Origin of the sequence: Neobacillus fumarioli NBRC 102428 (assembly GCF_001591485.1) — a bacterium.
GTDB classification, from domain to species: domain Bacteria; phylum Bacillota; class Bacilli; order Bacillales; family Cytobacillaceae; genus Neobacillus; species Neobacillus fumarioli.
Window position 1 is genome coordinate 19,582 of record NZ_BCUZ01000017.1, and the last position, 18,341, is coordinate 37,922.

The 18,341-nt window shown below is 43.5% G+C and carries 20 protein-coding genes; 7 read left to right on the forward strand and 13 right to left on the reverse strand.

Translation table 11 applies throughout. The annotated features are described in order from the left end of the window. Nucleotides 1-129 precede the first annotated feature (129 nt). Entirely contained in the window at nucleotides 130-2,241 is a 2,112-nt protein-coding gene (locus BFU02S_RS05060; protein ID WP_066367472.1) for a 4Fe-4S dicluster domain-containing protein, read from the reverse strand. A gap of 173 nt (nucleotides 2,242-2,414) precedes the next feature. Here BFU02S_RS05060 and BFU02S_RS05065 point away from each other — a divergent pair, with 173 nt between their 5' ends. Together BFU02S_RS05065 and BFU02S_RS05070 are read left to right on the forward strand one after the other, a co-directional pair. Further along, nucleotides 2,415-2,639, forward strand: a complete 225-nt coding sequence (locus BFU02S_RS05065; RefSeq protein WP_066367473.1) for a hypothetical protein — start codon at nucleotides 2,415-2,417, stop codon at nucleotides 2,637-2,639. Then, complete coding sequence (locus tag BFU02S_RS05070) at nucleotides 2,636-3,763, forward strand: phospholipase D-like domain-containing protein (RefSeq protein WP_066367476.1); 1,128 nt, start codon at nucleotides 2,636-2,638, stop codon at nucleotides 3,761-3,763. The genes BFU02S_RS05065 and BFU02S_RS05070 overlap by 4 nt, the downstream gene beginning before the upstream one ends. Nucleotides 3,764-3,804: 41 nt before the next feature. Here BFU02S_RS05070 and BFU02S_RS05075 read toward each other — a convergent pair whose 3' ends face one another. The 4 genes from BFU02S_RS05075 to speE form a co-directional block, all read right to left on the reverse strand. After that, the gene (locus tag BFU02S_RS05075) at nucleotides 3,805-3,999 is read right to left on the reverse strand and encodes an H-type small acid-soluble spore protein (RefSeq protein ID WP_066367477.1); all 195 of its coding nucleotides are present in this window, start codon (nucleotides 3,997-3,999) and stop codon (nucleotides 3,805-3,807) included. A gap of 62 nt (nucleotides 4,000-4,061) precedes the next feature. Then, nucleotides 4,062-4,484, reverse strand: a complete 423-nt coding sequence (locus BFU02S_RS05080; protein ID WP_235841983.1) for a YwiB family protein — start codon at nucleotides 4,482-4,484, stop codon at nucleotides 4,062-4,064. Between the two features lie 67 nt (nucleotides 4,485-4,551). Further along, nucleotides 4,552-5,424, reverse strand: coding sequence for an agmatinase (speB, locus tag BFU02S_RS05085; protein WP_066367479.1), 873 nt, complete (start codon nucleotides 5,422-5,424; stop codon nucleotides 4,552-4,554). A 46-nt stretch (nucleotides 5,425-5,470) separates the two neighbouring features. Beyond that, nucleotides 5,471-6,301: a spermidine synthase gene (gene speE / locus BFU02S_RS05090; RefSeq protein WP_157075857.1), complete on the reverse strand. Its 831-nt coding sequence runs from the start codon at nucleotides 6,299-6,301 to the stop codon at nucleotides 5,471-5,473. A 284-nt stretch (nucleotides 6,302-6,585) separates the two neighbouring features. Here speE and BFU02S_RS05095 point away from each other — a divergent pair, with 284 nt between their 5' ends. Further along, complete coding sequence (locus BFU02S_RS05095) at nucleotides 6,586-8,655, forward strand: transglycosylase domain-containing protein (protein WP_066367484.1); 2,070 nt, start codon at nucleotides 6,586-6,588, stop codon at nucleotides 8,653-8,655. A 91-nt stretch (nucleotides 8,656-8,746) separates the two neighbouring features. Here BFU02S_RS05095 and BFU02S_RS05100 read toward each other — a convergent pair whose 3' ends face one another. Further along, nucleotides 8,747-9,256: a YwhD family protein gene (locus tag BFU02S_RS05100; RefSeq protein WP_066367486.1), complete on the reverse strand. Its 510-nt coding sequence runs from the start codon at nucleotides 9,254-9,256 to the stop codon at nucleotides 8,747-8,749. Nucleotides 9,257-9,268: 12 nt separating this feature from the next. Further along, nucleotides 9,269-9,919 carry a site-2 protease family protein gene (locus BFU02S_RS05105; protein WP_066367489.1) on the reverse strand — a complete coding sequence of 217 codons (651 nt, stop codon included), beginning with the start codon at nucleotides 9,917-9,919 and terminating at the stop codon, nucleotides 9,269-9,271. A 174-nt stretch (nucleotides 9,920-10,093) separates the two neighbouring features. On the opposite strand from BFU02S_RS05105, the gene thmT reads away from it, so the two are divergent. After that, complete coding sequence (thmT, locus tag BFU02S_RS05110) at nucleotides 10,094-10,279, forward strand: 2-hydroxymuconate tautomerase (protein ID WP_066367490.1); 186 nt, start codon at nucleotides 10,094-10,096, stop codon at nucleotides 10,277-10,279. Between the two features lie 147 nt (nucleotides 10,280-10,426). Here the strand turns inward: thmT and BFU02S_RS05115 are convergent, their stop codons facing one another. The 4 genes from BFU02S_RS05115 to BFU02S_RS05130 all read right to left on the reverse strand — a co-directional run bounded on the left by BFU02S_RS05115 (nucleotide 10,427) and on the right by BFU02S_RS05130 (nucleotide 13,011). Then, nucleotides 10,427-10,654, reverse strand: coding sequence for a hypothetical protein (locus BFU02S_RS05115; RefSeq protein ID WP_174520326.1), 228 nt, complete (start codon nucleotides 10,652-10,654; stop codon nucleotides 10,427-10,429). Nucleotides 10,655-10,752: 98 nt separating this feature from the next. After that, entirely contained in the window at nucleotides 10,753-11,256 is a 504-nt protein-coding gene (locus BFU02S_RS05120; protein WP_066367496.1) for a YwgA family protein, read from the reverse strand. A 30-nt stretch (nucleotides 11,257-11,286) separates the two neighbouring features. Beyond that, nucleotides 11,287-12,588, reverse strand: a complete 1,302-nt coding sequence (locus BFU02S_RS05125; RefSeq protein ID WP_066367499.1) for an HD domain-containing protein — start codon at nucleotides 12,586-12,588, stop codon at nucleotides 11,287-11,289. 201 nt (nucleotides 12,589-12,789) lie between these two features. Then, nucleotides 12,790-13,011 (reverse strand): YuzB family protein, encoded by a 222-nt coding sequence (locus BFU02S_RS05130; RefSeq protein WP_066367526.1) that lies wholly within the window; start codon nucleotides 13,009-13,011, stop codon nucleotides 12,790-12,792. Nucleotides 13,012-13,516: 505 nt separating this feature from the next. On the opposite strand from BFU02S_RS05130, the gene BFU02S_RS05140 reads away from it, so the two are divergent. Continuing rightward, nucleotides 13,517-14,257 carry an RsfA family transcriptional regulator gene (locus BFU02S_RS05140; RefSeq protein ID WP_066367507.1) on the forward strand — a complete coding sequence of 247 codons (741 nt, stop codon included), beginning with the start codon at nucleotides 13,517-13,519 and terminating at the stop codon, nucleotides 14,255-14,257. 248 nt (nucleotides 14,258-14,505) lie between these two features. Here BFU02S_RS05140 and lipL read toward each other — a convergent pair whose 3' ends face one another. Together lipL and pta are read right to left on the reverse strand one after the other, a co-directional pair. Further along, the gene (gene lipL, locus BFU02S_RS05145) at nucleotides 14,506-15,336 is read right to left on the reverse strand and encodes an octanoyl-[GcvH]:protein N-octanoyltransferase (RefSeq protein ID WP_066367509.1); all 831 of its coding nucleotides are present in this window, start codon (nucleotides 15,334-15,336) and stop codon (nucleotides 14,506-14,508) included. Between the two features lie 180 nt (nucleotides 15,337-15,516). Beyond that, a complete protein-coding gene (pta, locus tag BFU02S_RS05150) occupies nucleotides 15,517-16,485 on the reverse strand; it encodes a phosphate acetyltransferase (RefSeq protein ID WP_066367511.1) in 969 nt (322 codons plus the stop codon). 251 nt (nucleotides 16,486-16,736) lie between these two features. Between pta and hemQ the strand changes: the two genes are divergently transcribed. Together hemQ and gerQ are read left to right on the forward strand one after the other, a co-directional pair. Then, a complete protein-coding gene (gene hemQ, locus BFU02S_RS05155) occupies nucleotides 16,737-17,480 on the forward strand; it encodes a hydrogen peroxide-dependent heme synthase (protein WP_066367512.1) in 744 nt (247 codons plus the stop codon). Nucleotides 17,481-17,727: 247 nt separating this feature from the next. Next, nucleotides 17,728-18,183 carry a spore coat protein GerQ gene (gerQ, locus tag BFU02S_RS05160; protein WP_066367515.1) on the forward strand — a complete coding sequence of 152 codons (456 nt, stop codon included), beginning with the start codon at nucleotides 17,728-17,730 and terminating at the stop codon, nucleotides 18,181-18,183. The last annotated feature ends 158 nt before the right edge of the window (nucleotides 18,184-18,341 follow it).

Consider the following 18,341-nt stretch of genomic DNA (forward strand, 5'->3'; position numbering starts at 1 on the left):
GAACAATGTAAGCGTTTTATTAATATCTTTATTTTACACAAAAAAGAGCAGAAGTTGAATTATTAGGCACAAAATTCCTAAAATTTTTGAATTTGCGAAATAACCAACTTCTGCTATTCATGTTGTTTCTTATGAGGCCACTGTACCTGGCTCTCCGCATACTGACCTTTCAAGCAGCTCGGCAACGTCGTATGTTTTTACTTTGTCTTCCACTTCTTTTGCTTTTGTTCCATCCGACAGCATAGTTAAACAGTATGGACATGCGGAACCAATGATTGTTGAATTGGTTTCCAGCGCCTGTTCCGTTCTGGCAACATTAATACGCTGTCCGGTATCTTCTTCCATCCACATTAAACCGCCGCCGGCACCGCAGCACATGGCTCGATCATGGTTGCGTTCCATTTCAATAAGCTTCACACCAGGAATGGCTTTTAAAATTTCCCTTGGCGGATCGTATACATCATTGTAACGACCAAGGTAGCAAGAATCATGGAAGGTAATGGTTTCATTTACTGGATATTTCGGAACGAGACGTCCTTCTTTTATCAATTGATAGAGAATTTCGGTATGGTGGTATACTTCCGCCTCGAGTCCGAAATCAGGATATTCATTTTTGAAAATATTGTAGGCATGCGGGTCAGTTGTAATAATTTTCTTCACACCGGCATTTTGGAATTCCTCGATATTTTTCACAGCGAGATCCTGGAACAAGAACTCGTTGCCAAGTCGGCGAGCCGTATCTCCGGAGTTCTTCTCCTTATTGCCAAGGATGGCAAATTTCACGCCGGCCTCATTTAACAATTTCGCAAACGATAAAGCGATCTTCTGGCTGCGGTTATCGTAAGAGCCCATGGATCCTACCCAATACAAGTATTCAAATTCTTCGCCGGCCTTCTTCATTTCTTTCACTGTTGGTACATGAACATCTTCCCTAAGCTCACGCCAATTTTCCCGCTCTTTACGATTTAAGCCCCATGGGTTGCCTTGACGTTCAATATTCGTCATGGCACGCTGGGCATCCGGATTCATCTTTCCTTCAGTTAACACAAGATAACGCCGTAGGTCGATGATTTTCTCCACATGTTCATTCATGACCGGACATTGATCTTCACAGTTGCGGCATGTTGTGCAGGCCCAAATTTCTTCTTCTGTAATAACATCCCCGATCAGGCTTGGGTTGTAAGAGGCTGCGGCTGCTGATTCGCTGGCTCCATGTCCTGCTGCGGCAAGCGCCAGCTGATTGCCTTTCGTATTCGCGAAGGCAAAGGTCGGCACCCATGGCTGCTTTGACGTCACGGCCGCTCCATAAAATGTTAAGTGATCGCGAAGTTTCACGATTAAATCCATTGGCGACAGCATTTTCCCTGTACCCGTTGCCGGACACATATTCGTACAGCGGCCGCACTCCACACAGGCATAGAAGTCAACCATTTGCAGCTGGGTAAAGTCTTCAATTTTTCCAACTCCGAATGACTCTTGTGTTTCATCTTCAAAATCAATTTTTGTAAGCTTACCAGGCTTATCTAAACGGTTTAAGTAGACGTTTGCCGGCCCAGCAATTAAGTGTGCGTGCTTGCTTTGAGGTACATAAACAAGGAATGATAACAGGAAGATCAGATGTAGCCACCATGCTATATAGAAAATGACAATTGCGGCTGTTTTCCCGATTCCGCCGAGAACTAGTGAAATAAGGGAAGCCACTGGCTCTGACCATGAAGGTTCTTCACCGTGCCAAATCATGTCCATGCCATTTCCGAGGAGCACCCAAATCATCAATCCGCCGATAAAGATAAGGACAAGACCGGATTTAAAGCCTCTTTTTAGGCGGACAAGCTTTTCAATATAGCGTCGGTAAAACGCCCAGAATGTTGCTACTAAGATCACTAAGGTGATGATTTCCTGGAAAAAGGTAAACGCCGGATAAAGTGGCCCGAGCGGCAAATGTGATGCTGGCTTAATCCCTTTCCAAATAAAATCAATGGCTCCAAATTGCACGAGAATGAAGCCGTAAAAGAACATGACATGGATTGCACCGCTTTTTTTATCTTTTAACAGCTTCTTTTGGCCAAACACCATGATCCAGATTTTTTTCAGCCGTTGTTTGACATTATTGTCGAACTCGGCTTTCTTCCCCAGCTTGATGTACTGGATCCGGGTTTTGACCACGTACACGAACAAGCTAATAGCGTAAGCGGTTACAAACAAAAACGCAACGAGGTTCACCCAAAGTAGACCATTCATGTAAAACGCCCCTTTCGTTTTTCTATTCTCTCCTTTGAGAAAATAACTAATTTTCTGAACTTATCTTACCTCTATTATATAATGAGTGAGCATTCAGTCAACTAATTTTTCGATTTCATAGAAAAATCCTTTTTGGGAAAAAACTAAAACAACTGATTGGAGGATCGATCCCAATGAATTTTGTATTTATTGCCAGTTTTATGCTACTTACAATTGTTTTGTGGATAATTTTGGATTTTATATTAGGCCGAAGACGACAGCTTCTCTCTATGAATCAGCGTGAAACGGGCATTCTTCATGGCCATTTTGATATTTTTATGCATGGAAAGGAATTTTTCGAGGATTATTTCAGGGAAATCCGTAATGCCCGTCACCATGTTCACGTGCTATTTTTGTGAAAGATGATCGGTTCAGTCAGGAATTTCTTGGGCTTCTAATAGATAAAGCACGGGAAGGAGTGGAGGTCCGGTTGCTCGTTGATCGTCTTGGCAGCCGGAGGATAAACAGAAAGCTTGTTAAGAGGCTTGAAGCATCCGGAGTTCAAGTAGCATTTAGTGATAGAGTTCAGTTTCCTTTTGTATTTTATTCTTCTCAGGTTCGCAATCACCGGAAAGTGACAGTAATTGATGGAAAGCTTGGCTATTTGGGCGGATTCAATATCGGAAAAGAGTATATTGATGAAAAGCCCAAGCTTAGCCCATGGCGGGATTATCACTTAAAAATTATGGGCGAGGGTGTTAGCTTTCTGCAAAGTGAATTTTTCCGTGATTGGCGGCGCGCCCGGAACAATGGGCTGCAGGAGTCTGGCAAGCCTTACCGCCACCGTAGAGCAGACCTTACCAAAGGAGGAAAGGGTTCTTTAAGGGCAATGGGTGGTTTTTTTGCCCACAGGAATTTTTTATATGAAGTGGGCAGTGAGGTTTCTGCCTTAAATGATTTCCCAAATGTGACAGAACGTCATTATTTTCCCAAACTTGAAAAAGGGGATGTCCGGCATCAGTTCGTGCCAACAGAGGCGGGACTGCTTGAGGAAAGGTTTATTATGATGGTAAGAAAGGCGCGAGAAAAAATTATCATCGGCACCCCTTACTTTATTCCAAGCAAGCGGTTGTTTGCCGAATTAATGTCTACGTTGCGGAATGGTGTAAAGGTAACGCTTCTTGTTCCTTACACGGCTGACCATGCACTCGTCCAAGAGGCCTCTTATCGCTTTCTGCGCCAGCTACTTCGCGAAGGCGCTCAAGTTTATCAATATAAAAACGGTTTTTACCATGCCAAAACACTCATCATCGATGACAAAATTTGCGACATCGGCACCGCCAACTTTGACAAACGCAGCCTATACCTAAACAAGGAGATGAACTACTACCTGTATGACCCTAACTTCATCGCCAGAGTAAAAGAGGTACTAAACAAAGACCTCCTCGACTCCGAACCCTTACAACTAGCAACCTTGACCAAATTCAACCCATACAGAACCCTAAAAGAACTCATCGCCGGTACCCTATCCTACTTCCTATAGAAAAATGTCCACTCCAGACGGACAAATGTCCACGAGCGGTGTCAGGCACCACTCGTGGACTCTTCCATTAAATTTAACACTGGAACGTCGCATTCATTTTCGGGGTTGTTTCGGTAATAGATTCGGGCCATTTTGGTTGTTTCATCTACATGTTGAATGATTACCGGCGTGCCTTCATAGGTGACGTTTACGATATCGGCTGATTCGAGAATTTCTTTTGCTCTTCCTACATTCATTCGAGCGGCTCACTCCTCATTGAAAAATTCTCTAATACTATCTGCATATTTTTGGAAATTATTCACAGACTAGAGCATTTTTCGAATTTGATTTCCAAATGATAGGTACCTGTTTGTTCACCCGCGATGGAAAAATCATAAACAATTTCGATAAGCCCGCAGCCATTTTCGTAAAAAAACTGCATTTTCTTCGCCAGTGTTGTTGTCTCCAAAGCAGCAAATGGAAGTTCATAACGGCCAGGAAGTGTCTTTTCAAGTTGAAACGGCAGCCTCATATTTACCGCACCACTGCGCAAAATCAACATATCATCTGCTGTAGCCTTCACAATCGTGCGAACTTTTCCCTCATCCATTGCTTCTTCATATTGCAAGTAGGAGGCTTGTCCCTTTTGAAAAAAACGGCCGAATACGGTCAGTTCAAATGTTTCTTCCTTATCTATTGTTGTTTTCACGACGATTTTTACCGGTATCTCATTATTCGCCAAAGACTTTACACCTCCTATTTATACAAAAGAAACCTGCCCCTACAATGGGGACAGGCGTCTATATTTGTTATTTCACCCAGCCAAGCAGCATTTCACGAATCAATTTACTTGCTGTATTGGCGGTTTGTTCGGATGGGTCATAGATTGGCGCTACCTCCACAAGGTCACAGCCTACTACTTGGACATCCGAACGGGCAATCTCATGAATAGAGGCAAGCAGTTCCCGAGAAGTAATTCCGCCTGCATCGACTGTGCCAGTGCCGGGAGCGTGAGCAGGGTCCAATACATCAATATCGATGGTCACATACACAGGACGACCAGAAAGCTCCGGCAGGATATCTTTTAACGGCTGATGGACTTCAAACTTGGAAATATGCATGCCGTTTTGCTTCGCCCATTCAAACTCTTCCTTCATTCCAGAACGGATTCCAAAGGAGTAGACATTTCGCGGACCGATTAACTCGGCAATTTTGCGAATAGGTGTAGAATGAGACAGAGGTTCGCCTTCATACTGCTCTCGTAAGTCCGTATGGGCATCCATATGAATAATCGCAAGATCCGGGTATTTCTTATAAACCGCCCTCATGACCGGCCATGAAACAAGATGCTCTCCACCCATACCAAACGGAAACTTGCCGGCTTCAAGAATTTTTTCAACAAACTCTTCAATCATGTCAAGGCTTCTCTGCGCATTACCGAACGGCAGCGGAATATCGCCTGCATCATAATATTTTACTTCTTCCAGTTCGCGGTCAAGATACGGACTGTACTCCTCAAGACCAATTGACACCTCGCGGATTCGCGCAGGGCCGAAACGCGACCCTGGCCGATAGCTTACCGTCCAATCCATCGGCATTCCGTAGAGAACCACTTTGCTTTCCTCAAAGCTGGGGTGGCTCTTAATAAACACATTACCTGAATAAGCCTCATCAAAACGCATTAGGCATCCCTCGCTTTCTTAAAAATCATCAAGTTGCTCCGTTAAATTACTTCACTAAGTCGGCAACAAATTTCGGTAGAACAAATGCTGCTTTATGCAGTTCTTTTGTATAGTATTTAGTTTCGATGTCATGGAACCGATCGTCGCTTACTTGCAATGGATCGTATTTTTTGGAACCAATTGTAAATGCCCAAAGTCCGCTTGGATATGTCGGAATATTCGCGACATACAAACGGGTAATCGGGAAAATTTCTCTTACGTCACGCTGTACATTGCGGATTAAGTCTGCTTTAAACCACGGATTGTCTGATTGCGCCACGAAAAGGCCATCTTCTTTCAACGCTTTAGCAATTCCAGCATAAAATCCTTTTGTAAATAAGTTCACAGCAGGGCCTACAGGCTCTGTGGAATCCACCATAATCACGTCATATTCATTTTCGCTTTTGGCAATATGCATGAACCCATCATCAACCCGTACGTCTACACGCGGATCATCGAGAGCACCAGCAATTTCCGGAAGAAACTTCTTGGAGTATTCAATTACCTTGCCGTCGATATCAACAAGCGTTGCTTTCTTCATGCTAGGGTGCTTTAATACTTCACGGATTACACCGCCGTCCCCGCCACCGACAACCAGCACATTCTCTGGATGCGGATGTGTAAACAAAGGTACATGTGCGACCATTTCGTGGTAAACAAATTCATCTTTCACCGAGGTCATCACCATGCCATCTAACAAAAGCATGTTGCCCCATTCAGCCGTCTCCACCATTTCTAGATATTGAAAATCCGTTTGTTCTGTATGTAATGTCTTATTCACTTTCATCGTAATACCAAAATTTTCAGTTTGCTTTTCTGTAAACCAAAGCCCTGCCATCTTCATCTTCCTTTCCGTCATATCATAATATTTACGTCCGGCCGCGACACTATAAATGCCCCTGATCAGTAGCAGAATTGCTTGCCGGGGCGGACCGAGCTCTTTTTATTTTTATACTACCCAAACTATTGAATTACAAACACGCAAAAAAGTCTAGCAAAATTTTAGCGAAATGTTTAAAACACTTCTATTTTTTTAATACTATTACTATCGTCTTTTTCGAAAAATGGAATTGCTGCCACCTGTGTCTAAGGCATTTCCACATTCAAACAGGGGTGACACATATGGAAATCATGACTGATCAAGGGTTTCGAAAAACAGTAAAAATTTTAAGGGCATTTATCTTCATCAGTTTGATAGGCATGATTTGCATGTTTCTTATCTATATTAGCATCCTTGCCTATGCAAAAATTTTAGGTGCACCGCCGATTGCGGTTCCGCAGTCTACACTGTTTTATGCTGATGACGGCACTCTAATAGGGGAGAGCAATAACGGACAAAAGCGCTACTGGGATAAACTCGACGAGATTTCCCCCGATCTTGTGAATGCTACCGTTTCTATTGAAGATAAGAATTTCTATCATCATCATGGATTTGATTATAAGCGAATTGCCGGGGCTGTGCTTGCGGATGTCAAATCTTTTTCAAAAGCACAGGGAGCAAGCACGATTACGCAGCAATACGCCCGCAATCTGTTTCTTGAACATGACAAGACTTGGACGCGTAAGCTACTCGAGGCGTTTTATACGATTCGCCTTGAGATGAATTATTCAAAAAATGAGATTTTGGAAGGCTATTTAAATACGATCTATTATGGCAACGGTGCTTACGGTGCCGAAGCGGCAAGTCAATATTATTTTGGTAAAAAGGCAGCTGATTTAACGCTTGCCGAAGCCAGCATGCTGGCAGGCATTCCCAAAGGCCCGTACATGTACTCACCGCTCGCCTCCATGAAAAATGCCAAAGCCCGCCAAGCGATGATTTTAGAAAGCATGGTAAAAAACGGCTATATAAGCGAGCATCAGGCGGAAAAGGCGAAACATGAGCCGCTTCATCTGGTTGGCTCTCATCCGACGCAAACCGTTAAAACAGCACCATACTTTCAAGACGCCGTGAAAAATGCACTGAAAAATCAGCTGCACTTGGATGACCGCACGATCGCCCTCGGCGGATTAAAAGTGTATACGACCTTAAATCTGAAAGATCAGGCAGCCGCCGAAGAGCAAATCAAAAAATATGCCGACCCAGAATCCCAGATCCAAACTGCTCTGGTCGCGATGGATCCTAAAACAGGCGATGTCAAAGCCATGGTCGGCGGCAGGGATTATGAAAAAAGCCCATTTAACCGTGCGGTTCAGGCCATCCGCCAGCCCGGTTCAACCATTAAGCCGCTATTATATTACGCGGCCCTTGAACATGGCTTTACCCCATCTTCCATGATGCGCAGTGAGGCCACGACCTTCCATTTCGATAATGGCAGTCCAGATTATACACCGCATAATTTTAACAATAAATATGCCAATGGGGAAATCACATTGGCTCAGGCTCTTGCTGTATCTGATAATATTTATGCTGTTAAAACGCATCTATTTTTAGGAGAAGATACATTGGTTGAGACTGCCAAGAAATTTGGGCTGACAACCAAAATGTCTCCGCTTCCTTCGCTGGCTCTCGGTACGTCCGGGGTACGGGTCATTGATATGGCTGGTGCTTACAGTTTGTTTGCCAATAGCGGCAAACGTGTCATTCCGACATTCATTACCAAAGTGGAGGATTATAGTGGGCATGTGATTTATCAAAAAGAACAAGTTTCGAAAAAAGTGCTGGACCCGGCAAAAGCGTTTGTGATGACCGAGATGATGACCGGAGTTTTCGACCCGAAACTAAACGGCTATGCCACTGTAACCGGCAGCACGATCACGAAAGATTTAACAAGGCCTTATGCCGGGAAATCAGGGTCAACGGAAACGGACAGCTGGATGATCGGTTTCACGCCGCAGCTCGTCACCGCTGTTTGGGCAGGCTATGATGCGGGCAAGCCACTGGAACTCACCACGGATAAAACCTATGCTAAAAACGTATGGGCTCATTTTATGGAAGAGGCATTGCAAGGGAAACCATTAAAGACGTTTAAACCGCCTAAGGGAGTTATCGGGGTATATGTGAACCCGCTCAATGGCAAATTGGCTACAAAGAATTGCCCGGTCCGCCGCTTTACCTATTATGTCAAAGGAACGCAACCGACCGAATACTGTACCGATCATTTAACAAAAGACGAATCACAAGCATTGCAAAAGAAAGACAAGCAAAAACAGCCATGGTATAAGCGAATTTTCCCGTGGGGAAAACACTAAAAAGGACGTCGGCCGGCGAAGAAAGAGCACGGTACAGTCACGCAGAAAAACTCCGGAGGATGGTCCCCCGGAGCTTTTTCGTAACAGTACGCTATTCCGACAATAAAGCGTGCTTTAGTTCCGATGATGAATTTTTCCATAACTCCTCGTTATGGCTACGTAAGAATTCAGCCAGCACGCGCTTTGATTTGTCATCCATATGGTCGACAATGATATGGCGTTTCATTGACTTATCCATACGGTTTACGTGCTCTGGCAGTGATTTGTAGCCGCGGCGGATTTCCCGATCAACGGTCATAAAACAAGCCGCTACCCCAGCGTAATATGGCCCTTCTACCTTCCGGTCCACCGTGACCCAGACGAGCCAATACGGCTTTCCGTTTGGTACCTCTTCTTGATTTGGTAAAAATTTAATGCCCTTTTCCACTGTGCTCCGGGCATGCATCGCACCGATATCAATTTCAGCTGTACCAGCCTCAATATCGATAATGACCGGCGTCACATTATCAAGGCTCAAAGTTCCCTTGCCGAAGCCTTTGTGCCCGTCCGTGGGGTCGCTTTTAATAATGTTAAAGGCCAGTTTTTTCTTTTTTTCATCCATGCTTTAAACCTCCTAGAAAAACAACGAATAAAAGAAATTGCTTAATCCTCCCGTTATCCAGGGAAGAACGATACTGAAAATCGGCTGAATCGTATATTGATCAAGCGGGGTAATCACTAACACAAGGAAAATTAAAATCCCGTACTGTTCATATTGAGTCATTTTGGCCCGGACACCGCCCGGAACCAAATCTTCCACAATCCGGTAACCGTCAAGTGGCGGCAGCGGAAGCAAATTGAAAATAAACAGGACAATATTTAGCTGAATAAAGATTTCCATAAATTCATAGAAATTTCCAGTCACTTGGATTCCCGAACGGTTTAAACCGTAACCGACAATAAAACCGATGCAGGCAAGAATCAGATTGCTCAAAGGGCCGGCGATGGAGACAAGGACTCCAGCCAGGCGCGGCTTTTTAAAATGAAAGCGGTTGACAGGCACCGGGCGGGCCCAGCCAAAGCCGGCGATTAAAATCAGCAGCGTTCCGAACGGATCCAAATGCGACATTGGATTTAATGTAAGCCTTCCCTGATTTTTCGCGGTCATGTCACCAAATTTATAGGCAACAAAAGCATGAGCAAATTCATGTAATGTAAAGGCAAATATCAGCGTAATGGCCACATACGGAATTTGCCTTAACGGATATGCAAGAAATTGGTCCAAACGAGTTTCTCCTCTCCTTTTAACAAATATAATCCATTGCCGATCTATTTCGATGGTGCTTTTAGTATACAAAAACCTCGTTCAAAAGGGAAAATTAAAGCAACGATCATGATTGCACTTTTCCGCCTTTTATGGAACACTACTATTACAGAAACATAAGAAGGAGGTTACAACATGCCATACGTTACAATCAAAATGCTCGAAGGACGCACCGAGGACCAAAAAAGAGCACTCGTAGAAAAAGTAACAACCGCAGTCAGCGAAACAACCGGCGCCCCAAAAGAAAACATCACCATCTTCATCGAAGAAATGAGCAAAAACCATTACGCAGTTGGCGGCATTAGAGCAAGCGACAAGTAATGGTTTTTAATGGTGTCAGGCACCGCTCGTGGACAAAATAAGGTTTTGTCCGTCTCCAGTGGACACATGATTCCTAGTAATAGAGTGTGAACCTTTCTTTTGAGGCTGCACACTCTATTTTTTTCCCTGATAGGAATCTCGCTTTTGTTACATAAGTTTGATTTCGTCTTTGGGGTTTTCGAGGCGTATTTTTTCGAGTTCCAGCCTCATTTTTTCTGTTTCGATTAGGTAGTTTTCGTGTTTAAGTTTTTCCAATTCCAATTGGTCTTTAAGCATTTCCTGTTGCATTTTGGTTTGCTTTTGAATATGGCTCGTGATTATAGCAGTAATGGGTATACCAAACGCTAAAATTACTGAAAGTGCTCCAACGATCATTGCGCTCCCCCCTATAAAACAAATCATAACATTTTTTGCAAAAAATTGAATATATTCTTTTAAAAAAAATACGCCTGGGGAATATTCCAAGCGCGCAGTTATTGAACTTTACCCTTTAGAGTTTCAATATACTGATATGCCTCATCAATTTCCGCTTCGGTGTAGCGCTGGCTGCTTTTTAGCGTAAATACTTTCGTTGCAACCTCTTCCTTTGGAAGATTATCAAAATATAAAATCGTTGAAACAAGTTCCAGAAATCTAGCATTTTGGTCGTTCATATCAGAAAAGAACTCCTCTAAATGCGGCATGTCCACTTCATTGTCACTCAAAAACTCTAACCCGGAATCTGTCAGTGTATAGCGATATTGAAAATAACCGCCCTTTTTTTCCTTCACCTCATGAAGAAACCCCATATTACAAAGCTCTTCCACCCGCAATGTCAGCTCCTCTGAATAGGGACCGTAAAAATGGAACTGGAACCTTTCCTGGAACGGAAAAGAAATTTTTTTCGCAATATATATCATCTTTTGCAGCTTTTTCCGTCCGACAATTTCACCGGATACCCTAATGGCCTGCATTAGCTTCGCATGATCATTTAACAAGTTCGTCACTCCTACTCATTTCAACAACGCTTATTCCAATAATGAACGTATCTGTTTCTTCAGCTCCCGCTCGCCAATACTCGATTCATCCGCAAGAAAATCAGCCGGATAATAGAGCTTATGGTCAGTACGTCTCTTTCCCGAGATTGCTTCAACAATCTCTGATTCCCGCGACAGCTCCCTTAATTCTCCATTTTGCATTAGCAGGTTAATTGGTAGACGTTCTTCTTCCTCGCCGGGACGGTAAAAATCATACGGCAAATCCGATGATGAGTCGACTACCAAGTAATATTCCGGGTCAATGCCTGCTTTCATAAACAAGGCAGTTAATTGGGTCAGCTTTTTATACTCTTTAGCAGGGTCGAATTCTACATACTTGAACAAATTCCGATTGACAAACCGGCTGCATAAATCGCTTAAAATCGGATCATCCTCTTCCTGCCAAATTTGAAAGTAGTATAAAATCACGGATTCATCTAATTTTAAATAATCTGCTAGGGTCACTTGCTCGTAGAAAAAGGATGTAAAATGGTGTGGTTCATGTTTGAATCGATAATTTTCTTTAAACAGCTGCTTCGCACGATGGAGGATTTTTGACAACAGCACCTCTGCGCTTCGTGATACAGGGTGAAAATAGACCTGCCAGTACATCTGATAGCGGCTCATAATATAATCTTCAACGGCGTGCATACCGCTTTTTTTAATCACCACTTGGTCTTCCCTTGGACGCATCACACGCAAAATTCTTTCCATATCGAATTGGCCGTAGCTTACCCCTGTGTAATAAGCATCTCGCTGCAGGTAGTCCATCCGGTCGGCATCAATTTGGCTGGAAATCATGCTGACAATTAGTTTTTTCTCAGAAGTTTTGGCAATAATATCGGCGACTTTCTGAGGAAAATCGCGGCCGACTCTTGACAGTACATGGTTAACATTCGTTTTCCCCAAGATAATGGCGCGGGTAAAATCCTCGTGATCTAACTCGAACACTTTTTCAAAGGAATGGGAAAATGGCCCGTGCCCTAGGTCATGTAACAGTGCTGCACAAAGCGTGAGCAGGCGATCATCTGCATTCCATTCTGGACGCCCGGCAAATACATCATCAATGATACGCCGTACAATTTCATATACGCCCAAGGAATGATTAAAACGGCTATGCTCCGCTCCATGAAACGTCAAAAACGTCGTTCCCAACTGTCTAATCCGCCTTAAGCGCTGAAACTCCTTCGTTCCAATTAAATCCCAAATCACCCGGTCCCGCACATGAACATAACGATGCACAGGATCCTTAAACACTTTCTCTTCACTCAACTTCTCCGCCGAATAAGACAATTCATTTCCCTCTTCCTGCAATAACAATGACCTTATTATATCCCAAAAACAGATTGGTGTCAGGCACCGCTCGTGGACATTTTGCCATTTTGTCCACGTGGGGTGGACAATAGGCTTTTTTCCCTGTTATGTATGTAGGTTATATACTTCATAAACAGTACGGTAAAGAAAAAAATCACCTAAGGATGAGTTCGAAGGTGATTATTTGAGTTTTTTATTGATTTTTTCCATTAATTCCTCTTCTGTCAGGGCAGCCACGGGGCGGTTGTTGACGAAGGCAAATGTTTTTTTTCGGCCGGGGCCGCAATAGGATTGGCATCCGATTTTAATTTCGGCCTTTGGGTCCAGTTCTTTTAAACGAGGAATTAGCGTCTTTAAATTCACAGCCTGGCAATCGTCGCAAACACGAAATTCATTGGGCATGTTAACATTCAACCCTTTCTCCAGTCAATCTATTATTATTTTAGCCAATCGGCATGTAAGATTTTCATTTAAAAACCATCAGCTTGAAAAAACCCATTCATTTTTCCTTGAACGGTTTTTGTACTTTAACATATCAACTTTGGTATTTTACATTTTCTTTCAACCGAATGCAAGATAGAGGCAGTGGAAAACCAAGCCGGCTTCCTGCTTCTCCGAATAACCCTCCTTGTAGGCATGCGACGAGCTGAACTTAAGCTTCTTCGAATAAGCTATGGCGCAGGAGCACATACCAAGGGATTAGGCTGCTTGCGCTGGACAATTCTCGAAGTCATAATTTCTTTTTTTGAAAAAGGAAAAAATCTATTATCCTTTTAACCATTTTGGTATAAAGCCTAGAAAACTTGTCCATCATAAGACTAGAACTTTTGAAAACTAAAGTCGGCTGGAAGAACCCCTTCCTACGCGCTGACGATTCATTCGTACATTTTATAAGGAGTTGAAACAAATGAAAGTTCGTCAAGATGCATGGACAGAAGAGAATGATCTTCTTCTGGCTGAAACAGTCCTTCGGCATGTAAGAGAGGGAAGTACACAGCTCAATGCCTTTGAAGAAGTTGGTGACAAGCTGAATCGGACTTCAGCAGCATGCGGTTTCAGATGGAATGCCGTTGTTCGCCATCGCTATGAAAAAGCACTTCAGCTGGCGAAAAAACAACGAAAACAACGGCAAAGAATTTTAGGAAAAGACCAAGGGGGCAAGAAAAAATTACTTTATAGCCCTCCGATACCTGCCGTAGAAGAACTGGAAGTAATGCCCATTACAATTGAAATGGCTGAAGAAACGGAAGTGCAAAATGTGAACAGCGAAATGGCTGCCCAAAGCCAGGCAGTTCAAGAATACACACCAGCAGCACAAACCTATAAACAAGCCGGATCTACACTCACTATGGAAAGCGTCATTGCTTTCTTGCAAAACTTTAAACATTCCAATCTGCAAAATGATGCATTAAAAATAGATAATGAAAGATTAAAGCGGGAAATAGCTGACTTGAGAAAACAAAATGAGGAATTGACGGCAAAAGTGAAAGAACTCGAGGAGAACAAGGAAACAATGCAGGAAGATTACGAGACGTTAATGAAAATTATGAATCGTGCCCGCAAGCTTGTATTATTTGAAGAAGAGGAAAGGCCGTCAACTAAATTCAAAATGGACCGAAACGGAAATTTAGAGAAAGTAGCGGAATAAAAAACCCTTCAGATTTTTGGAAAAATAGCGAGGAAGAGGTTATAAGAAAGCAAAAAGCAGCCACCTACTGGCAATCTAGAGAGAATGACCGATTGGCTAAGAATAGTCTTTCTTACTGCCTCTGGTAACTCCGCCTAAGTGAGCCTTTTAGGCGTGCGATGCTGATGCTGTCGAAGCTTTCCTTGTACAACTGGGCCATTTTCGAGGACCATTAAAGCCGTAAATCCAAGGAATGGATTTGCGGCCTTTTACAGTTCGGCAAATTTTTCATTACGCTCGGTAATTCTTTGAACATAACTAGGCAAAAGTTCAAGTTCATATTCATTTAACTGCCCCGCATAGAATCGGCTGCTGTTTTTCTTTAACTCAGTCAATAGCCGCATCATACAATCGGCAATGGTTAACGAGCTATTTAGCAATTCTGACAGTGAAGCCATAACTTCGGGAATAATTTCCGGATAGCTGAATTTTGTATACTGTCCGCCTTTAGCCCGCTTGTAAAACTCCCGTATAAGTTCTGCACGATCCGCGCCGCTGCCACTTACACATAGGTAAATTTGCACAGCAACACCCTTTCTTAGCCTGCGCTGCGAAATCCCAGCAAATTTCTTCCCGCCAATGCTGAGGTCATAACTGCCTGGGCAATATGATCCAATAATTTCCTTCGCCTCGATCTTTGCTGGAAAGTCGGCAAACATCTGCTGAATGAGGCGCCACATCGCTTCATAACCGCGGTTGATATCAATTCCTTTTTCAGCTTCGGGGAATATAAGGGAAATATTAAGAACACCATCATCAAGTACCACGGCCAGTCCTCCGGAATTCCGCACAATCACTTGATAACCCATTTCCTTCAAGTACTGAACCCCTGCATCTAAAAAGGGCAATTTCGTATCCTGGATCCCTAAAACAACAGTATTATGATGAACCCATGTCCTCGCAGTTGCCGGTGCCTTTCCTGCCCCGACAGAAGCACACAGCGCATCATCAAACCCAAATGACTGCAGCGCCTGAAAATGCAGGCCCACTGCCGACTGATCAATAATCCGCCACTCAGCCTGTCGCAATAAATCCTCCATTACCGCAACTCCTTCAGTAATTAATAAACCTATTGTAGCAAAATAAAACCGAAAAAAACCAGTCCAACAGGACTGGCCTCAAAAAGGTGTATACCTTTAGATAAGAAAGACTATATAAAAACGGGTGTCCACCCCACGTGGACAAAACGGCAATTTGTCCACGAATGGTGCCTGACACCATTATAACCCCTGTGCTGCTGTGATAAGGGCGAGTTTGTAGACGTCTTCTTCGTTGCAGCCGCGGGAGAGGTCGTTGACTGGACGGTTTAAGCCTTGGAGGATGGGACCGACTGCTTCGAAGCCGCCGAGGCGCTGAGCAATTTTGTAACCGATGTTTCCAGCCTCAAGGCTTGGGAAGATGAAGACGTTTGCGTCCCCTTGAAGTACGGAATCCGGTGCCTTGCTTTTCGCTACAGATGGCACGAATGCGGCATCGAATTGGAATTCACCGTCAAGTACGAGGTATGGGGCACGCCGTTTTGCCTCCGCTACAGCCTCCACAACCCGTTCGGTTTCTGGCGATTTTGCAGACCCTTTTGTCGAAAAGCTAAGCATGGCAACCCGCGGTTCAATGTCAAACATTTCCGCCGTTCTCGCACTCTCGATAGCAATTTCTGCCAAATCCATGCTGTCAGGCGCAATATTGATCGCACAATCTGCAAATACATATTTCTCGTCACCGCGTACCATGATAAACACACCAGATGTCTTTTTGACGCCTTCCTTTGTTTTTATAATTTGCAAGGCAGGACGTACGGTATCAGCTGTTGAGTGGGTAGCACCACTGACAAGCCCGTCAGCCTTATTTAAATAAACAAGCATTGTGCCGAAATAGTTAACATCGAGTAAAATGTTCCGAGCTTCTTCTTCTGTCGCTTTCCCTTTACGGCGCTCCACAAAAGCAGCCACGAGCTCATCCATTCCAACATAGTTGATAGGGTCATAAATTTCAACCGCATCAAGTGAAACACCAAGTTTATGTGCTTTTTCCTGAACCTGTTCAATGTTTCCGATCAAAATCGGTGTCAGCAGCTTTTCCTCAGCCAGGCGACCAACGGCCTTCAGAATCCGCTCATCCTGACTTTCAGGAAAAACAATTCGTAAATTGCGTCCGGCAATTTTCTTTTTTAATCCTTCAAATAAATCCACAAAAAATCCTCCTCGTTCAAAAACTCAATTCTTAGGATACTTTACGAAAGTAAAAATTCAAGCCCGGTACACCACAGACAGCGCTTACCCTAAAAAATTTTTGTTTTCGAAATAATTCATATATTCCCTCACAAAGCCAAAATATTCACCATCTTATTCTTTCTGTCTAACAAAGGTTTTATTCGAGCATCACTTGGTCAAACTATGATATAGTAATTATTGTTAAATATAGTTGACCTAGGAGTGATACTGTGAGCGAAGCAGCACAAACACTTGATGGATGGTACTGCCTTCATGATTTCCGAACCATTGACTGGCCAGCGTGGAAAATGCTTTCCAGTGACGAACGCCAAACAGCAATCCACGAGTTTTTAAGTCTCGTTGAAAAATGGAATACCACCCAGAAACAAAATGAAGGAAGCCATGCCTTATATACAATCGTAGGGCAAAAGGCAGATTTTATGATGATGATTTTACGGCCGACAATGGAAGAGCTCAATGAAATTGAAACCGAATTCAACAAAACAAAATTGGCGGAATTCACCGTACCAGTTTATTCATATGTATCTGTAGTGGAGCTAAGCAATTATCTCCCAGCAAATGAAGACCCTTATCAAAATCCGCAAGTGCTGGCCCGTCTGTACCCGACATTGCCAAAAGCTAAACATGTTTGCTTTTACCCAATGGACAAGCGCCGCCAGGGCAATGATAATTGGTACATGCTGCCCATGGAAGAGCGCCGCAACTTGATGAAAAGCCACGGGATGATCGGCCGGAAATATGCCGGAAAAGTAAAGCAAATTATTACTGGCTCTGTCGGCTTTGATGATTATGAGTGGGGCGTTACATTATTTGCGGATGATGTGCTTCAGTTTAAGAAACTTGTCTATGAAATGCGCTTTGATGAAGTCAGCGCCCGTTACGGCGAATTCGGCGCCTTCTTCGTCGGCAATATTTTAACCGAAGAACGCGTTCCGCAATTTCTTTATGTATAATTGCTAACTAGCGGAAAAAGTCTCCAAACACTCCTTGGGGACTTTTTTATTTTTCTAATCCTCAAGTCATATATCGGTATTTCTCCTCATACTATTTAAACAGCTAATCTAAGAAATTTTCTCACTTCATAATCATCAAAAAGAGCCGGGAACAAAGAAAGCTCGTTCCCATAGGAACCATTATTGGTTTAGGGAGTATTTATAAAATGTTGGGCCATTTGTTTATTCATTTTTAGGAGGGAAAAAGATGAGCCAATATTACAATCCACAAGGATTCCAACCTTATACTGGTGCGGCCGGGCAGCAGGGAGCCCAGCCAATTGCCGGGGGGCATCCTGGATACCAATCATTCCCACCACCTGGGACAGGAGCCGTACCAAGACCGCCAGTATCGTCAGGAGCTCAAATACCAGGCATGCTGCCAATTGAACAGTCATATATTGAGAATATTTTACGTTTAAACAAAGGGAAACTGGTGCACTTGTATGCTACTTTTGAAGGCAGCACGCAGTGGAATTCCAAAGAATTTACCGGGATTATCGAAGCTGCCGGCCGGGACCATGTCATCTTAAGTGATCCCCAAGCCGGAACACGCTATTTAATACCAATGGTCTCAGTTGACTACATTACTTTTTCAGAGGAAATTGAATATGAATATCCATATGGCGCCGGTCCTTCATTGGGGACATATCCACCGCGATAATACATGGAAAAAGCATTGGGCTGTTATCAGCCCAATGCTTTTTCTTAAAAGATAAGAAAAGTTGACTTCGAAAATTGTCCAGCTCCACAAGAAATGCTTCGACAGCATCAGCATCGCACACCTAAAAGCGATAGCTTTTAGGAGGAGCGCCTAGCCCC

Excerpts from the sequence above, each read along its gene's own strand:
- thmT (WP_066367490.1), top strand. The coding sequence starts at position 10,094 with ATGCCATACGTTACAATCAAAATGCTCGAAGGACGCACCGAGGACCAA.
- BFU02S_RS05095 (WP_066367484.1), top strand. The coding sequence starts at position 6,586 with ATGGAAATCATGACTGATCAAGGGTTTCGAAAAACAGTAAAAATTTTA.
- BFU02S_RS05065 (WP_066367473.1), top strand. The coding sequence starts at position 2,415 with ATGAATTTTGTATTTATTGCCAGTTTTATGCTACTTACAATTGTTTTG.
- BFU02S_RS05100 (WP_066367486.1), bottom strand. The coding sequence starts at position 9,256 with ATGGATGAAAAAAAGAAAAAACTGGCCTTTAACATTATTAAAAGCGAC.
- BFU02S_RS05075 (WP_066367477.1), bottom strand. The coding sequence starts at position 3,999 with ATGAATGTAGGAAGAGCAAAAGAAATTCTCGAATCAGCCGATATCGTA.
- BFU02S_RS05060 (WP_066367472.1), bottom strand. The coding sequence starts at position 2,241 with ATGAATGGTCTACTTTGGGTGAACCTCGTTGCGTTTTTGTTTGTAACC.
- BFU02S_RS05115 (WP_174520326.1), bottom strand. The coding sequence starts at position 10,654 with ATGATCGTTGGAGCACTTTCAGTAATTTTAGCGTTTGGTATACCCATT.
- lipL (WP_066367509.1), bottom strand. The coding sequence starts at position 15,336 with ATGGAGGATTTATTGCGACAGGCTGAGTGGCGGATTATTGATCAGTCG.
- BFU02S_RS05140 (WP_066367507.1), top strand. The coding sequence starts at position 13,517 with ATGAAAGTTCGTCAAGATGCATGGACAGAAGAGAATGATCTTCTTCTG.
- gerQ (WP_066367515.1), top strand. The coding sequence starts at position 17,728 with ATGAGCCAATATTACAATCCACAAGGATTCCAACCTTATACTGGTGCG.
- speB (WP_066367479.1), bottom strand. The coding sequence starts at position 5,424 with ATGCGTTTTGATGAGGCTTATTCAGGTAATGTGTTTATTAAGAGCCAC.
- speE (WP_157075857.1), bottom strand. The coding sequence starts at position 6,301 with ATGGCAGGGCTTTGGTTTACAGAAAAGCAAACTGAAAATTTTGGTATT.
- BFU02S_RS05130 (WP_066367526.1), bottom strand. The coding sequence starts at position 13,011 with ATGCCCAATGAATTTCGTGTTTGCGACGATTGCCAGGCTGTGAATTTA.